The sequence below is a fragment of the Pseudomonas baltica genome (genome assembly GCF_014235765.1).
Taxonomy (GTDB): Bacteria; Pseudomonadota; Gammaproteobacteria; order Pseudomonadales; family Pseudomonadaceae; genus Aquipseudomonas; species Aquipseudomonas baltica.
In genome coordinates this window covers 1878884-1894980 of record NZ_JACMYH010000001.1, presented here as the reverse complement: position 1 = coordinate 1894980, position 16097 = coordinate 1878884, and the positions used below count along the sequence as shown (strand labels likewise).

At 62.6% G+C, this 16097-nt stretch carries 12 protein-coding genes; 9 read left to right on the top strand and 3 right to left on the bottom strand.

The window, feature by feature from the left end; translation table 11 throughout:
- Positions 1-106 precede the first annotated feature (106 nt).
- The 4 genes from H7993_RS08470 to H7993_RS08455 all read left to right on the top strand — a co-directional run bounded on the left by H7993_RS08470 (position 107) and on the right by H7993_RS08455 (position 8726).
- Positions 107-865, top strand: a complete 759-nt coding sequence (locus tag H7993_RS08470; RefSeq protein ID WP_122479490.1) for a Nif3-like dinuclear metal center hexameric protein — start codon at positions 107-109, stop codon at positions 863-865.
- A gap of 260 nt (positions 866-1125) precedes the next feature.
- Positions 1126-2043: a sulfate adenylyltransferase subunit CysD gene (gene cysD / locus H7993_RS08465; protein ID WP_122479489.1), complete on the top strand. Its 918-nt coding sequence runs from the start codon at positions 1126-1128 to the stop codon at positions 2041-2043.
- Between the two features lie 14 nt (positions 2044-2057).
- Positions 2058-3956 (top strand): sulfate adenylyltransferase subunit CysN, encoded by a 1899-nt coding sequence (gene cysN / locus H7993_RS08460; protein WP_185794041.1) that lies wholly within the window; start codon positions 2058-2060, stop codon positions 3954-3956.
- Between the two features lie 147 nt (positions 3957-4103).
- The gene (locus H7993_RS08455) at positions 4104-8726 is read left to right on the top strand and encodes a hypothetical protein (RefSeq protein WP_185794040.1); all 4623 of its coding nucleotides are present in this window, start codon (positions 4104-4106) and stop codon (positions 8724-8726) included.
- A 79-nt stretch (positions 8727-8805) separates the two neighbouring features.
- On the opposite strand, the gene H7993_RS08450 is transcribed toward H7993_RS08455, so the two are convergent.
- A complete protein-coding gene (locus tag H7993_RS08450) occupies positions 8806-9243 on the bottom strand; it encodes a Z-ring associated ZapG family protein (protein WP_049860598.1) in 438 nt (145 codons plus the stop codon).
- A gap of 140 nt (positions 9244-9383) precedes the next feature.
- Between H7993_RS08450 and H7993_RS08445 the strand changes: the two genes are divergently transcribed.
- The 3 genes from H7993_RS08445 to zapE all read left to right on the top strand — a co-directional run bounded on the left by H7993_RS08445 (position 9384) and on the right by zapE (position 12577).
- Positions 9384-10013: an alpha/beta hydrolase gene (locus H7993_RS08445; RefSeq protein WP_122479486.1), complete on the top strand. Its 630-nt coding sequence runs from the start codon at positions 9384-9386 to the stop codon at positions 10011-10013.
- A 34-nt stretch (positions 10014-10047) separates the two neighbouring features.
- Positions 10048-11397 (top strand): tryptophan--tRNA ligase, encoded by a 1350-nt coding sequence (locus tag H7993_RS08440; protein WP_185794039.1) that lies wholly within the window; start codon positions 10048-10050, stop codon positions 11395-11397.
- Positions 11398-11482: 85 nt separating this feature from the next.
- Positions 11483-12577 (top strand): cell division protein ZapE, encoded by a 1095-nt coding sequence (gene zapE / locus H7993_RS08435; protein WP_122479484.1) that lies wholly within the window; start codon positions 11483-11485, stop codon positions 12575-12577.
- Between the two features lie 165 nt (positions 12578-12742).
- Here the strand turns inward: zapE and H7993_RS08430 are convergent, their stop codons facing one another.
- Positions 12743-13639, bottom strand: a complete 897-nt coding sequence (locus H7993_RS08430; RefSeq protein ID WP_185794209.1) for a helix-turn-helix domain-containing protein — start codon at positions 13637-13639, stop codon at positions 12743-12745.
- A 287-nt stretch (positions 13640-13926) separates the two neighbouring features.
- Entirely contained in the window at positions 13927-14967 is a 1041-nt protein-coding gene (locus tag H7993_RS08425; RefSeq protein WP_185794038.1) for an NADP(H)-dependent aldo-keto reductase, read from the bottom strand.
- A gap of 251 nt (positions 14968-15218) precedes the next feature.
- On the opposite strand from H7993_RS08425, the gene rplM reads away from it, so the two are divergent.
- Both rplM and rpsI read left to right on the top strand, forming a co-directional pair.
- Entirely contained in the window at positions 15219-15647 is a 429-nt protein-coding gene (gene rplM, locus H7993_RS08420) for a 50S ribosomal protein L13 (protein ID WP_043186791.1), read from the top strand.
- A 14-nt stretch (positions 15648-15661) separates the two neighbouring features.
- Positions 15662-16054, top strand: coding sequence for a 30S ribosomal protein S9 (rpsI, locus tag H7993_RS08415; protein ID WP_122479481.1), 393 nt, complete (start codon positions 15662-15664; stop codon positions 16052-16054).
- The last annotated feature ends 43 nt before the right edge of the window (positions 16055-16097 follow it).

Here is a 16097-nt window from a genome sequence, read left to right as displayed (position 1 = left end):
TCCTGAAGGGTAGCGGGGGGCTGTTTCTTCGGCGCGCAGGGGCGCCATAATGGCCGGCATTATACGGGCGCTCGCGCCGCGCTGAACTGCCTTTGTGGAGACTTTCATGGCTGTGGCACTGAACACGTTGGTCGAAGAAGCCGACCGTTACCTGAGCAGCACGAAGATCCAGGATTACTGCCCCAATGGTTTGCAGGTGGAAGGTCGCCCGCAGGTCATGCGCATCGTCAGTGGCGTGACGGCTAGCCAGGCGTTGCTCGATGCCGCGGTGGATGCCAGGGCCGATCTGGTGCTGGTGCACCATGGTTATTTCTGGAAGGGCGAAAACCCCTGCGTGGTCGGCATGAAACAGCGGCGGCTGAAGACCTTGCTCAAACACGATATCAGCTTGCTGGCCTACCACCTGCCGCTGGATCTGCACGCCGAAGTGGGCAACAACGTGCAGCTGGCGCGGCAGTTGGAAATCACCGTGGAAGGGCCGCTGGATCCGGCGGACAGCCGGGTCGTGGGGCTGATCGGTTCATTGCCCGAGCCCATGCATCCGCGCGACTTCGCCCGTCGCGTGCAGGAAGTGCTGGGCCGCGAACCGTTGCTGATCGAAGGCAGCGAAAAGATTCGCCGCGTCGGCTGGTGCACCGGCGGCGGCCAGGGTTACATCGACCGGGCGATCGCGGCCGGTGTGGACCTGTTCATCAGCGGCGAGGCTTCCGAACAGACCGTTCACAGTGCCCGCGAGAACGACATCAGCTTCATCGCCGCCGGCCATCACGCCACCGAACGCTACGGTGTGCAGGCGCTGGGTGAGTACCTGGCGCGGCGCTTCGCGCTCGAGCATGTGTTCATCGACTGCCCCAATCCTGTCTGATCGGTGGACGGTGGTGCCTGATTCGCGGGCAGAGCCCGCTCCCACAGTGCTCCTAGTGATCTCATGGGAGCTGGGCCGGTGGGATCGGGTCGGCTGGCAAGCCTCTGCCCGCCAAACACGAAACCCTCCAAACCACGAGGTATATTGATATACCCCTTCGATCTAACCACCCCCGATGACCAAACCGGACGCCGTGTTAAAGTGCCCGGCTCGAACACGGCCCGCAGGCCGTCCATAAAGACTGTATTCCGTGAGTAGCCATGGTCGACAAACTGACGCATCTGAAACAGCTGGAGGCGGAAAGCATCCACATCATTCGTGAGGTGGCCGCTGAGTTCGATAACCCGGTGATGTTGTATTCCATCGGCAAGGACTCGGCCGTGATGCTGCATCTGGCGCGCAAGGCCTTCTTCCCCGGCAAGCTGCCGTTCCCGGTGATGCACGTCGACACCCAGTGGAAGTTCCAGGAGATGTACAAGTTCCGCGACCGCATGGTCGAGGAGCTGGGCCTGGACCTGCTGGTACACGTCAATCCCGAAGGTGTGGCGCAGGGCATCAACCCCTTCACCCACGGCAGTTCCAAGCACACCGACATCATGAAGACCCAGGGCCTCAAGCAGGCGCTGGACAAGTATGGCTTCGACGCCGCTTTCGGCGGTGCGCGCCGTGACGAAGAGAAGTCGCGGGCCAAGGAGCGGGTCTACTCGTTCCGTGACAGCAAGCATCGCTGGGACCCGAAGAACCAGCGTCCGGAGTTGTGGAACGTCTACAACGGCAAGGTCAACAAGGGCGAATCGATCCGCGTATTCCCCTTGTCGAACTGGACCGAGCTCGACATCTGGCAGTACATCTACCTGGAAGGCATCCCGATCGTGCCGCTGTACTTCGCCGCCGAACGCGAAGTGATCGAGAAGAACGGCACGCTGATCATGATCGACGACGAGCGCATTCTCGAGCACCTCAGCGAGGAAGAGAAGGCCAGCATCGTCAAGAAGAAAGTGCGTTTCCGTACCCTTGGCTGCTACCCGTTGACGGGCGCGGTGGAGTCCGAGGCGCAGAGCCTCACCGACATCATTCAGGAAATGCTCCTGACGCGAACGTCCGAGCGCCAGGGCCGAGTCATCGATCATGATGGCGCCGGTTCCATGGAAGACAAGAAACGTCAGGGCTATTTCTAGAGCAGGGTCAGAACATGTCGCACCAATCCGAATTGATCAGCGAGGACATCCTCGCCTACCTTGCTCAGCACGAACGCAAGGAACTGCTGCGCTTCCTCACCTGCGGCAACGTCGACGACGGCAAGAGCACCCTGATCGGGCGCCTGCTGCACGACTCCAAGATGATCTACGAAGATCATCTGGAAGCCATCACCCGCGATTCGAAGAAATCCGGCACCACGGGTGAAGAAGTCGACCTGGCGTTGCTGGTCGACGGCCTGCAGGCCGAGCGCGAGCAGGGCATCACCATCGATGTCGCCTACCGTTACTTTTCCACGGCCAAGCGTAAGTTCATCATTGCCGACACCCCGGGCCACGAGCAGTACACGCGCAACATGGCCACCGGCGCGTCCACCTGCGACCTGGCGATCATCCTGGTCGATGCCCGTTACGGTGTGCAGACCCAGACCCGTCGACACAGCTACATCGCGTCCTTGCTGGGCATCAAGCACATCGTCGTGGCCATCAACAAGATGGACCTCAAGGGCTTCGATGAGGGCGTGTTCGAGCAGATCAAGGCCGACTACCTGAAGTTCGCCGAGGCCATCAGCCTGCAGCCAACCACATTGGCCTTCGTGCCGATGTCGGCGCTCAAGGGCGACAACGTGGTCAACCGCAGCGAGCAGTCGCCGTGGTACACCGGCCAGACCCTGATGGAAATCCTCGAAACCGTGGAAGTCGCGGCCGATCGCAACTTCGACGACCTGCGCTTCCCGGTGCAGTACGTCAACCGGCCGAACCTGAACTTCCGCGGCTTCGCCGGTACCCTGGCCAGCGGTATCGTGCACAAGGGCGATGAAGTGGTCGTCCTGCCGTCGGGCAAAAGCAGCCGGGTGAAGTCCATCGTCACCTTCGAAGGTGAGCTGGAACACGCCGGCCCTGGCCAGGCGGTCACCCTGACCATGGAAGACGAGATCGACATCTCTCGCGGCGATCTGCTGGTGCATGCCGCCAATGTGCCGACCGTCTCCGACAGCTTCGAGGCCATGCTGGTGTGGATGGCCGAAGAGCCGATGCTGCCCGGCAAGAAATACGACATCAAGCGGGCCACCAGCTACGTGCCGGGCTCGATCGCCAGCATCGTCCACAAGGTCGACGTGAACACCCTGGCCGAAGGGCCGGGCAGTGCGCTGCAGCTCAACGAGATCGGCAAGGTGAAGGTGTCGCTGGACAGCGCCATCGCTCTGGACGGTTACGACAGCAACCGCACCACCGGTGCGTTCATCATCATCGACCGTCTCACCAACGGCACCGTCGGCGCCGGCATGATCATCGCGCCGGCCGCCGTCAGCCAGGGTGGCAAGGTTCATGGTCGCTCCGCCCATGTGACCACCGACGAGCGCGCCCAGCGCTTCGGCCAGCAACCGGCGACCGTGCTGTTCAGCGGTCTTTCGGGTGCGGGCAAGAGCACCTTGGCCTACGCCGTGGAACGCAGACTGTTCGACATGGGCCGTGCGGTATTCGTGCTCGATGGGCAGAACCTGCGACATGACCTGAACAAGGGTCTGCCACAGGACCGCGCCGGGCGCACCGAGAACTGGCGCCGTGCCGCTCACGTGGCGCGGCAGTTCAACGAAGCGGGCCTGGTGACTCTGGCCGCCTTCGTTGCGCCGGACGCCGCCGGCCGCGAGCAGGCACGCGACCTGATCGGTGCCGATCGGCTGGTGACCGTCTACGTCCAGGCCTCGCCTCTGGTCTGCCGCGAACGCGATCCACAGGGCCTGTACGCCGCCGACCAGGACAACATCCCCGGCGAGTCCTTCCCGTATGACGTGCCGCTGAATGCCGATCTGGTGATCGACACCCAGGCCTCGTCGGTCGATGAAGGCGTCAAGCAGGTGCTCGATCTGCTGCGCAGCCGCGGCGCGATCTAAGCCCTCGGCCTTCTGGAACCGCAGGAGCGGACAGCGTCCGCTCCTGCATCCGGGTTCCGGTCTTTTCAGCCTGCCTTATCTGTCTACCACCCTTCGAGGCCAAGGGTAGCGCCTGCTAGGCGCTCATTTGTCTCGAAGGACCGACCCATGCTTGAACTCCTTTCCCTGAGTGGCGAAGTGGCCAAGGCTGCGCCACTGGCCAGCAGCGTGAGCAAACATTTCTGCTCTCGGCCGACCCTGCGCCAGGTCGCCAGCAATATCCTCGCCAGCGAGCTGTCGGCGCGATACCCCGACCTGGCACTGGACGTCGACCGCCTGCAGCTGCTCGAACCGCTGGCCACCCAGGCCAGGCCCGATGCCCCGGCTGTGCATGAGGCCCAGCGCTACCGTCGGCTGGCGCTGATCGATGTGCTGATCGACCGTTACATCCATACCGAGCAGCTCCGGCTGATTCAAGGCTATCACCTGCTCGCACATGAGCCGCTGGGCTCGCCTCCGTCGGCCCTGCCGGTGGCGTTGGTGCAGGTGCAGGGCATCGTCAACGAGTGGGGCCCGCAGATCATTACCGCCTACAGCCAGGCACTGTGCGATTACTGGGACCAGGTCCAGGCAGACGGCAGCGATCGCTGGCACTGGCTGGCCTTGGCGCTGCAGTCGCGTCTGAAGGCCAGTATCGAGCGGGACAAAGCTGCCGGACGCCTGGACAGCGAGCAACTGGCGGCGGCCTCGTTGCTGGCGGCGATGCCCACCGCCAGCCTGCGCGCCAGGCATGAAAGTGACCCGATCCAGGCCAGCCTGATCCGCGTGCATGCGACGGGTGCAGGCCTGCAGCGGGAAGCCGAGCTGACCCACGCGCTGGTCATCCGCCGTCGCCTCGGTTTGCAGGGGCGCGAGGTCGTGCTGCTCTACACCCCCGTCAACGGCTTGGAGGGCTTTGCCAACCTGCAGGCGCTGGCGGATGCCTTCGCGGGTCACATGGGCCGCGAATTCACCGGCTCGGCTTTGGAATTGGCCCTGTATACACCTGATGGCGATATCTTCGAAGCGCAGGCACAGGCGATTCTCGAGCAGCAACTCAATGCCTTGCAGACCCTGGGCGTCTATTGCCAGCAACAACGCCTGGGCACTCGAGCGCTGACGGAGGGCTGCGAAAGCATCACCAGCCTGTTCGACCTCGACACAGCCCAGGAACGCGCCCGGCTCCAGGCGCTTCACAGTGCACTGCCGCAGTGGCTCCGAGCTGCCAGTCTGACCCAGCGTCGCGCGTTCTCCCTGTACCTGGCGGCGTTGGCGATGGTGCGCGATGAGCAGAAAGGCGCATCGTTCCTCGATGCCATACCCACGCTTGAATCCTTTGCCCGGACGACCCTGGTCGAACAGATAGAAGCCGACCATCCCGGCCAGCCGCTGGCCGACCTCGACGACGTTCAAGTGCACATTCTCACCGTGCCCAATGCGCAATTGAGTCTGGTCAATGCCGGCGACATGGCCCTGGAAGATCAACAGATCAGCCTTGCCGAACTGGCTCTGTTCAACCTGTCGGGCCGCCCCCGCGGGCACCTGCTGATCAAGCCTCGCGCGGGTGCGTTGCTGCCGGACTGGGTCGATACCACCGCCATCGAAGCCCTGGTAACCCGCGCCGATGTAGGCGGGCGTTACCTGAAGCTGCTGAATCGGCAACTGCTCGAAGACCCCGTGCAGGCCCTACGTCGCCAGGAGCTGTTCACCCGGCAACTGGCCTATCAGTTGCCGTTGCTGGCGTTGGAGAACACCATCCGCGGTGAGCACGGCTTTACCGAACGGGGATGGCTGTATGTCGAACAGGTCATGAATGGCTTGGGTGACCTGGATGTCGACGGGCATCGTATCGGCCTTCGCAGCCTGGGTTTCCTGCCGGCACCGGGCATGAACGTCGATGTCGTGTGCAACATGTATGTATTCGGCGCATTGGACGGCAGCGGGGTGCAGGTGCTCTACCGACCCTTGTTCAAACCTTGCTTGAGCCAATACACCAGCGCTGCCGCGCTCATGGCCGCGATCAGCGAACCGGGCGATCTGCAGCGCAGCGTACTGGACTGGTTGGGCGAGGGCGCTCGTGCGCGCTATGCCAGCGGCGGCTTTCGCGAGCCGCATCTGCTGCGTTTCGCGCAGGGTTCGGATTTCGCCCCGATCAGCACGCCGGCCCCTGCAGCGCTGCAACTCACAGACATCGCCCCACCGTTGCTCGAGCACCTGTACCGCAGCAACGTACAGGCCTTGATCAACGTCGCGGACCGTCGATCGGTATCCAGCGAGGAAAGTCGCTGGATCGGGTTTCAGGCGCTCGGCTGGACGCTGTTCAACGCCTTGTTGCCGGTCCTCCCCGGACCGCTGGCCACGGCAGGCTGGCTGGTGCAGGCGATGGCCGCGACGAACGTCACGCTGATTGCGCAGGCTGCGGGGGATCCTGCCGCGGTCGATGATCAGATGTTCGACCTGCTGTTCAACATCGCCTTGGTCCTGCTGGCCCATGACGCTGGGCAGACGCCGACCGGTCGAGGTTTCGGCCAGCCTGCGGCAGGCCGGCAGAACACTGCGCCGGTCCGCAGTACCTGGGCGGCACCGCGGGATGCCATCGCCCACTCCGAAGGCACGCTGAGCTTTTCCTGGACGAGTGCGCAACATCGGCTCGGCACTGATCAGATCAAGGCTCTGGCGGCCTATCGCACCACACCGGGGCCAAGCATGACGCCGCCATTGGCGCACGGTCGCTATCAAGGCCTGCAGTTGGACGGCGAGCGTTGGTTGCTGGCCCTGGACGGCCACTTCTATGAGGTGGCTGCCGACGAAGACCAGTTGCGCATAGTCGACGGCAAACGCCCGCAGCGCCCGGGACCCTGGCTGGCGCGAGACGAAGTGGGACGCTGGCGCCTGGACCTGCGCCTGCGTTTGCGCGGCGGCGGGCCCAAGCGTCGCATCGCGGCCTTGCGTGCCAGCAACCAGGCGCTGATGGTGTCCTACAACGCTGAAGTCGTGGCTTTCAACCAGCAGCGTGCAGGCTTGCACCAACGTGTCGACCGGGTGCTCGGCAAGCTTGGACGTGCCATGCAGGCCGGGGACAGCGAACGTCTGACCGGTCTGCGCGAGGCCCTGAGCGAGGCCACCGAAAGCTACCTCGGGGCCTTGCGCACGGTGCTGCGTGCCAGCAAGAAACTCAGTGAACTGGACCCCTATGCCGATCGTTCGAAGGAGCAGGCCGGGGCGCTGTTCCAACTGTGCGAACTGGCCCAGGAGGAGATCGTCAATCTGCGCTACAAGAGCATCGCGTATCGGGACCAGGCCGACCGGCTGCCGGCGACACTCGACGCCTCGGATCTCGATACCGTACAGTCCGCCGCGTTCTTCGACTTCGTGGCCGACAGCACCGAGGTGATGGATAAACAGATACAGCTGAGCAAGGAGCTGGCCGATTGGAAACGCCAGCTTCAGCGTATGCCCCTCGAAGGCGAGGCCGCCCTGAAAAAGCTCAAGGTGGACTGGATACAAGAGTTGTCGATACAGCGCTGGATCGGTCTGCTGGTCGACGGTCTGGCACTGACCTGCATCCGCAAGATCCCCGCGTTGCAGGAAGCCGAGCGGATCATGGAGTCGGTGGCCGGGCCCGTGCGGTTGGCCGCGCAAACCCATGCAGCCCTCGAGGAGAGCGCCAGCTACAACCTCAATGACCGCGTCGAAGTGCTCAACAGCCTGGACTTGCAGTATGAAGCGGCCCAGCAGGCACTGACCCTGCATGGCGAGCTGCTGGGAGAGCAGTTGCATCGTCCGGCGTTCGACCGCCTGGCCGCGCTGATCGCCGAGCTGCGCGACGATGCGCAGGCGTCGCTGGTGCCACTGGTTCGCGAGCAGCTCAGGATGACCCGCAAGCAGCGCCAGCAGGTGCGCCACAAAAACCTGTACATGACCCACCGTCGAGGCTTGGTGGTCGGCCAGCGACGGCCCAAGCTCAAACCCTCGGACAGCGACATCATCGATGTCATCGATCCAATCGAGAAAAAGGTCGTCGCCTCCTTCGGCAAGGATCTGGCCGAAGGCAACTGGCGTCAGCTTGATGTGGCACCTGCGCCCCGGCCACGTGCAGTGGCGACGTCGGTCAATGCCGCGGTTCGTCGCGGCAACCGGTTGCTGCAGGGCGCTGACAGTGCGCTTAAGCAAGCCTGGAAACAGGCCGAAAAAGACTACCTGCCGGGCGAGGTCGAAGATCAACTCACCCTCTACGCTCGCCAGCTAGACGACAGCGCCGACGCCGTCGAACAGCAGCTCACCCGGCACAACGCGGTAGACCAGGCCACCAGCCAGCACGCGTCGGCCCATGGCCGCGCCCAGTTGTTCCGCGACAAGGCCGGGCAACTCGTCAAGGACGGCAGGCTGATTCGTATCCACATGATCAAGCGCCAGGCGCCCACGGCTGCGCGGGTCGACTACCTCTACCGCGAGCAGGCCGTGCGCATCGGCCGCGTGGGCGGGCGCAGCAAGCTCAAGCGCTCGTCGGGTTTCCTCGAGGAATACCTGATTGCCGACACCACGGGAACGCCGTTGTGGTACGCGCATTTTCACTACCGAGAGCTTCGCTCGCCCCGCGATCAATACACCACGGCGCATCTGAAAACCGTGGATCAGCGCTTCGATGGCGTGGAACGGCAGAAGGCCGATGAAGCTGCCGGACGCGAGGTGATCGGCATTCTGCGTCGGGAGATCAAGGCGCCTTGCGACGAGGTGTACCTGAGCCTGTAGGAGCATGAGGCCCTGCAGCGGGCATAAAAAAAGCGGGACCTGAAAACAGGGCCCGCTTCTTGATCGGCGCCAGTGAAACCTACTTACGCTTCAACCCATACTGCTCGTCCAGCATGCCAGGCGAGTTCGCTGCCTTGGGTGCGTAGTCGCGAGGCGGCTCGGCGTCGCGTGGTGGCGTGAGGCGCTCGCGGTGAGGCTGCGGGGCGTCCGAGTGCAGGGCGGCCAGCAGGCGCTGACGGGTCAGCTCGTCCAGGGCCAGACGGTCGGCGCCTTCGGCCAGGTGATCCTGCACTTCCTGATAGCTCTGGGTCAGTTTCTTGACCAGGATCGCGGTGCTGTTGAAGTGGGTGACCACTTCGTTCTGATAGGTGTCGAAACGTTCCTGGATGTCATCGAGCTGACGCTGCGTGCCATTGGGTACGGCGCGAGGCGCCAGGCGTGCGACGGCAAAACCGATGACCACACCGACCACCAGGGCCAGGGTCGGCAACAACCAAACTAAGAGCGAGAGTTCCACGAGTCCTTCCTCTATAAACGGCTTTGCTTTACGTTAACGGCTCGGACCTGCGCTGTATACCGCGCGCTTGCGCAAATTCGCAGGACGCAATCTTTCCAGCTAGACGAGTCGACCCTTCTTGAGGTCACGGAGTTCATCACTTGCTCATCCGCGAAACCGCAGTTTTCATCGACGGCCCCTCGGGCTCACTCGAAGCGTTGTACCTCGACACCGCCGATGCCACCGGCATCGCGTTGATCTGCCACCCCAATCCGGTACAGGGCGGGACCATGCTCAACAAGGTGGTGTCCACCTTGCAACGCACCGCGCGCGACGTCGGCCTGTCGACCCTGCGCTTCAACTACCGGGGCGTGGGCGCCAGCGCAGGCAGCCATGACATGGGCACGGGGGAGGTCGACGATGCCCAGGCCGTGGCTGCCTGGCTGCGAGCGAAACACCCCGAGCTGCCGCTGACGATTCTGGGCTTTTCATTTGGCGGTTTCGTTGCAGCCACCCTGGCAGGTCGTCTGGAAGCCCAGGGCGAGGCGGTGAAGCATCTGTTCATGGTCGCTCCTGCGGTGATGCGGATGACTGAAAGCCTGCCGCAACAGGCCACGTTGACCGTGATCCAGCCGGACGCCGACGAAGTGGTTGATCCGCAGCTGGTCTACGACTGGTCCGACAACCTCGATCGCCCCCATGAGCTGCTGAAAGTGGCAGAATGCGGGCACTTTTTCCACGGCAAGCTGACCGACCTCAAGGATCTGCTGCTGCCGCGCCTTTCGAACTGATGCCTGTCCACGGCCCCTGAACAAGAACCGACCCATGACCACTCGTATCCTGACCGGTATCACCACCACTGGCACGCCTCACCTGGGCAACTACGCCGGGGCCATTCGCCCGGCGATCGTCGCCAGTCGGCAGAGTGACGCCGACTCGTTCTATTTCCTGGCCGACTACCACGCCCTGATCAAATGCGATGACCCGCTGCGCATTCAGCGCTCGCGTCTGGAAATCGCCGCCACCTGGCTGGCATCGGGCCTGGACGTGGAACGAGTGACCTTCTACCGGCAGTCCGATATTCCGGAAATCCCCGAGCTGACCTGGTTGTTGACCTGCGTTGCTGCCAAGGGCCTGCTCAACCGTGCCCACGCCTACAAGGCCTCGGTCGACCACAACGTGGCCGCCGGGGAAGACCCGGATGCCGGCATTTCCATGGGTTTGTACAGCTATCCGGTGCTGATGGCCGCCGACATCCTGATGTTCAACGCGCACAAGGTGCCGGTCGGTCGCGACCAGATCCAGCACGTGGAAATGGCCCGCGACATCGGCCAGCGCTTCAACCATTTGTTCGGCAAGGGCCGCGAGTTCTTCGTCATGCCCCAGGCCTTGATCGAGGAAAGCGTCGCTACCTTGCCAGGCCTGGACGGGCGCAAGATGTCCAAGAGCTACGACAACACCATTCCGTTGTTCACCAGCGCCAAGGACATGAAGGATGCGATCTCGCGCATCGTCACCGACTCGCGCGCCCCAGGCGAGGCGAAGGATCCGGACAACTCGCACCTGTTTACCCTGTTTCAGGCGTTCGCCACGCCCGAGCAGAGCGCCGAGTTCCATGCCGCGCTGCGTGAAGGGCTGGGCTGGGGCGAAGCCAAGGCGCGTCTGTTCAGCCTGCTCGATGCCGAGCTGGGCGAGGCGCGCGAACGCTATCACCACTTCATCGAACGCCCGGCCGAACTGGAGGACATTCTCCTGGCGGGCGCTGCGAAAGCGCGTGCCGTCGCCACGCCGTTCCTGGGTGAGCTGCGTGAAGCGGTGGGGCTGCGCTCTTTCCGCGAGCAGGTCCAGGTAACCACGGCTGGCAAGAAAAAAGCCGCCAAGACCGCACGTTTCGTCAGCTTTCGTGACGACGATGGCAGCTTCCGCTTCCGCCTGCTCGATGCCGGCGGCGAACAACTGCTGCTGTCGCGCAGCTTCCCCGACGGCAAGGCAGCCGGTCAGGTCAGCAAGCAACTGCAACAGGGTAATGAACTGGACATCCGCAGCGATGCCGAAAGCTTCACGCTGTGGCTGGACGACACCTGCGTGGCCGACGGCCCGTCGTTCACCACGGCAGAAGCGCGCGATACCGCCGTCCAGGCATTGCGCCAGGCGCTGCAACCTCAAGGGGAGTGATGCGACACCCTGTCGCAAAGCTCATTGCCATTATCCTGGGCCGTCGCTACAGTGACGGCCCGTTTTTGTTGCCTTGCTAACGAATATGACGCCCCTAGAACGATACCAAGCCGATCTCAAACGTCCCGAATTCTTCCACGACGCCGCCCAGGAAAATGCCGTCCGCCACCTGCAGCGTCTGTACGACGACCTGGTCGCTGCCGGCACCAGCAAGCCAGGCGTGTTCGGCAAGCTGTTCGGCAAGAAGGAACCCAAGCTGGTCAAGGGGATTTACTTCTGGGGCGGCGTTGGCCGTGGCAAGACCTACCTGGTCGACACCTTCTTCGATGCCTTGCCGTTCGAGCAGAAGGTGCGCACGCACTTTCACCGTTTCATGAAGCGCGTGCACGAGGAACTGAAAACCCTCAAGGATGTGAAAAACCCGCTGACGGTCATCGCCAAGCGCTTCTCCGATGAGGCGCGGGTGATCTGCTTCGATGAATTCTTCGTTTCGGACATCACCGATGCAATGATTCTCGGCACCCTGATGGAAGAGCTGTTCAAGAACGGCGTGACGCTGGTGGCGACGTCCAACATCGTGCCCGATGGCTTGTACAAGGATGGCCTGCAGCGAGCGCGTTTCCTGCCGGCGATCGCGCTGATCAAGGAACACACCGAGATCGTCAACGTCGACAGCGGCGTCGACTATCGCCTGCGCCACCTGGAACAGGCCGAATTGTTCCATTCGCCGCTCGATGAGGCGGCTCAGGCCAGCATGCGCGAAAGCTTCAAGGCGCTGACGCACAACAGCACCAAGGTGGTCGAGAACGATCCCTTGATGATCGAGAACCGCGAGATCCGTGCGCTGCGCACCTGCGATGACGTGGCCTGGTTTGAATTCCGCGAGCTGTGCGATGGCCCGCGCAGCCAGAACGACTACATCGAGTTGGGCAAGATCTTCAACGCCGTGCTGCTCAGCGGTGTCGAGCAGATGAGCGTGACCACCGACGATATCGCTCGCCGCTTCATCAACATGGTCGATGAGTTCTATGATCGCAACGTGAAGCTGATCATCTCGGCCGAAGTGGAACTCAAGGACCTGTACACCGGCGGGCGTTTGAACTTCGAGTTCCAGCGCACCTTGAGCCGACTGTTGGAGATGCAGTCCCACGAGTTCCTGTCGCGCGCACACAAGCCCTGACATACCGCGGCGCCTGGTTCGCGGCCGCTGACCGCTCCTACAAAATTCCTGCTTGGCACGGACTTGTGTGGGAGCGGTCCGATGTTGCGCCCTTCGCGGCCGCTGACCGCTCCTACAACTCCCGGTAGGAGCGGTCGGCGGCCGCGAAGGGCACGGCGCTATCGTTCAGGCCTCCTGCATGAACTGCTGGCGATAGCCGTTGGGCGACAGTTCGGTGTGCTGGCGGAACAGCCTGGCGAAGAAACTGGCATCGTCGTAGCCCACCTCGTAGCTGATGGTCTTGACGCTCTTGCGGGTACCCGACAACAGCCCCTTGGCGGTTTCGATGCGCAATCGCTGCAGGTAGTGCAGCGGCTTGTCACCGGTGGCGGCATGGAAGCGACGCATGAAGTTGCGAATGCTCATGCCGCGTTCGCGTGCGACATCTTCGAAGCGGAATTTCTCGGCGAAATGCTCTTCCAGCCATTGCTGTATATGCAGGATCGGCACGTCGCGATGCAGCTTCTGCCCGCCGAAGCCGATGCGTCCAGGTGTATAGCTGCGCTGCACCTCGTACAGGGTATCGCGCGAGACCGCCTGAGCCACGTGGGCGCCACAGAACCGCTCGATCAGGTGAATGTACAGGTCACAGGCCGATACCGGTCCGCCGGCGCAGAACAGGTTGTCGGCGTCGGTCAGGTGCTTGTCCTGATTGAGCCGAACGCTTGGAAAGCGCTGTCTGAATTCCTCGAAGAAACGCCAGTAGGTGGTTGCCTCCTTGCCGTCCAGCAAGCCACTGGCGGCCAGCCAGAACACGCCGCTCGCCTCACCGCACAGCACAGCGCCGCGCGCGTGTTGAGCGCATAGCCAGGGCAGCACTTGGGGGTAGCGCGCGGCAGCGCTGTCGAAGTCGCCCCAGCAGGCAGGCAGGATGATCAGGTCGGCATCTTCGAGGCCACCGTCCACGGGCAGCATGACGTCACTGAAACTGCGCACCGGTAGCGCATCCGGGCTGACCAGGCGTGTCTCGAAGAGGGCGTGGCGTTCCAGGCCCATCTGCTTGCCATAACGCAGGCTGGCCATGTGGAAGAAGTCCTTGGCCTGCATCAGGGTCGAGGCCATGACCTGGTCGGTGGCCAGAATGCAGACGCGCCGCAGCGCGGGCGTGTGGGGCGTGAAGATCATGATTTTATTCTTGTGGGGTGAAAGCGGTCAGGATATGGCCGAAGCGTCGTTGGGTTCAAGCGAGGTCGAGAATGGGGAGGTTGATTGCTTCGCGGCCGCTGACCGCTCCTGCGAAAGATCCATACGATCCGGTAGGAGCGGCCAGTGGCCGCGAAGAGGTCATCACGAACGGCAACGATCGAACATCAGGGCGCCGGATTCGGCTGCGCCTTATGGATCGCCTCGATACCCGCCAGCACGTCTTCGGACAGCACCAGGTCGATGCTCGCCAGGTTGCTGTCCAATTGCTCCAGCGAGGTCGCGCCAATGATGTTGCTGGTCACGAACGGCTGCGCGGTGACGAAGGCCAGAGCCATCTGCGCCGGGTCCAAACCATGTTCGCGGGCCAGCTCTACGTAGCGGCTGGTGGCAGCGACCGCCTGCTCATTGGCATAGCGGGTAAAGCGGCTGAACAGCGCCAGACGACTGCCAGCCGGCCGCGCGCCGTTCTCGAACTTGCCCGAGAGCATGCCGAACGCCAGGGGCGAGTAGGCCAGCAGCCCGCACTGCTCGCGGATCGCCACTTCGGCCAGGCCTACTTCGAACGTGCGGTTGAGCAGGTTGTAGGGGTTCTGGATGGACACCGGGCGGGGCAGATTGCCGCTGTCGGCCAGACCCAGGAACTTCATCGCGCCCCAAGGGGTTTCGTTGGACAGCCCGACATGCCTGATCTTGCCGGCCTTGACCTGCTCGTCGAGCACCTGCAGGGTTTCCTGCAGCGGGGTATCGAGTTGATCCTGGGTGTGCTGGTAGCCCAGCTTGCCGAAGAAATTGGTGCTGCGCTCCGGCCAGTGCAACTGATAGAGATCGATCCAGTCGGTCTGCAACCGCTGCAGGCTGGCGTCCAGCGCCGCAACGATATGCGCGCGGTCGAACTTCAGCTGGCCATCGCGGATGTGGCTGATGCCATTGCCGGGGCCTGCGATCTTGCTGGCCAGGATCCAGTCGGCGCGGTCGCCCTGGCGCTTGAACCAGTTGCCGATCACCCGCTCGGTGGCGGCATAGGTTTCCGGGCGCGGGGGCACCGGGTACATTTCTGCGGTGTCGATGAAATTGATGCCGGCCGCCTTGGCCCTTTCTATCTGCGCGAAGCCTTGCTCCTCGGTGTTCTGCTCGCCCCAGGTCATGGTGCCCAGGCACAGCGCGCTCACGTTCAGATCGGTACGTCCCAGCTGGCGATAGTGCATCGGTGACTCCTCTTGGCAAAGGAATCATAAAAGCAGGTTGATATTTTTTTCGCAATCTGGATAATTCGGCCCCTCTCTGCGAAGTGGAAGTGATGCCCCGCCTCCCGGAAGAATTTTGCCGTGTATGTGACGCGAAGACCCGAGCCCCCCAAAAGTGTCCCGTGCCCGGCTGCCTTTGACTTGTCAAAGTAAGCACTATTCAGTAAGATCCGCCGTCTCTTTTTGCTGGGCGGCCCCTGAGGCTATAAAGAATGAAAACTTTTACTGCTAAACCGGAAACAGTAAAGCGCGACTGGTTCGTCGTTGATGCTGCTGGTCAGACCCTGGGTCGTCTGGCTACAGAAATCGCGAGCCGTCTGCGTGGCAAGCACAAGCCTGAGTACACTCCTCACGTTGACACCGGCGACTACATCGTCGTCATCAACGCCGAGCAGGTGCGTGTCACTGGTGCCAAGACCACTGACAAGATCTACTACTCCCACTCCGGTTTCCCGGGCGGTATCAAGTCGATCAACTTTGAAAAGCTGATCGCCAAGGCGCCTGAGCGCGTGCTCGAGACTGCGGTCAAGGGCATGCTGCCCAAGAACCCGCTGGGTCGCGACATGTACCGTAAGCTGAAAGTCTATGCGGGCGCTGCTCACCCTCATACTGCTCAGCAGCCCCAAGAACTGAAGTTTTAACGGAATAGTTCATTATGTCGGCGACTCAAAATTACGGCACTGGCCGTCGCAAGACCGCAACCGCTCGCGTTTTCCTGCGTCCGGGCACCGGTAAGATCTCCATCAACAATCGCACTCTGGAAACCTTCTTCGGTCGCGAAACTGCCCGCATGGTAGTTCGTCAACCGTTGGAGCTGACCGAGAACACCGAGAAGTTCGACATCTACGTCACCGTTATCGGTGGTGGTGTCAGCGGTCAGGCCGGTGCGATCCGTCACGGTATCACTCGTGCACTGATGGACTACGACGAAGCACTGCGTCCGGCTCTGCGTAAAGCAGGCTTCGTGACTCGCGATGCTCGTGAAGTTGAACGTAAGAAAGTCGGTCTGCGTAAAGCGCGTAAGCGTCCGCAGTACTCGAAGCGTTAATTCGCGTCTTCGTTCCAGAAAAAACCCGGTTCTCGCGATCCGG

Bases quoted from the DNA above. Each gene is read 5' to 3' on its own strand.
- H7993_RS08470 (WP_122479490.1), top strand. From the start codon at position 107: ATGGCTGTGGCACTGAACACGTTGGTCGAAGAAGCCGACCGTTACCTG.
- cysD (WP_122479489.1), top strand. From the start codon at position 1,126: ATGGTCGACAAACTGACGCATCTGAAACAGCTGGAGGCGGAAAGCATC.
- cysN (WP_185794041.1), top strand. From the start codon at position 2,058: ATGTCGCACCAATCCGAATTGATCAGCGAGGACATCCTCGCCTACCTT.
- H7993_RS08455 (WP_185794040.1), top strand. From the start codon at position 4,104: ATGCTTGAACTCCTTTCCCTGAGTGGCGAAGTGGCCAAGGCTGCGCCA.
- H7993_RS08440 (WP_185794039.1), top strand. From the start codon at position 10,048: ATGACCACTCGTATCCTGACCGGTATCACCACCACTGGCACGCCTCAC.
- zapE (WP_122479484.1), top strand. From the start codon at position 11,483: ATGACGCCCCTAGAACGATACCAAGCCGATCTCAAACGTCCCGAATTC.
- H7993_RS08430 (WP_185794209.1), bottom strand. From the start codon at position 13,639: ATGGCCAGCCTGCGTTATGGCAAGCAGATGGGCCTGGAACGCCACGCC.
- H7993_RS08425 (WP_185794038.1), bottom strand. From the start codon at position 14,967: ATGCACTATCGCCAGCTGGGACGTACCGATCTGAACGTGAGCGCGCTG.
- rplM (WP_043186791.1), top strand. From the start codon at position 15,219: ATGAAAACTTTTACTGCTAAACCGGAAACAGTAAAGCGCGACTGGTTC.
- rpsI (WP_122479481.1), top strand. From the start codon at position 15,662: ATGTCGGCGACTCAAAATTACGGCACTGGCCGTCGCAAGACCGCAACC.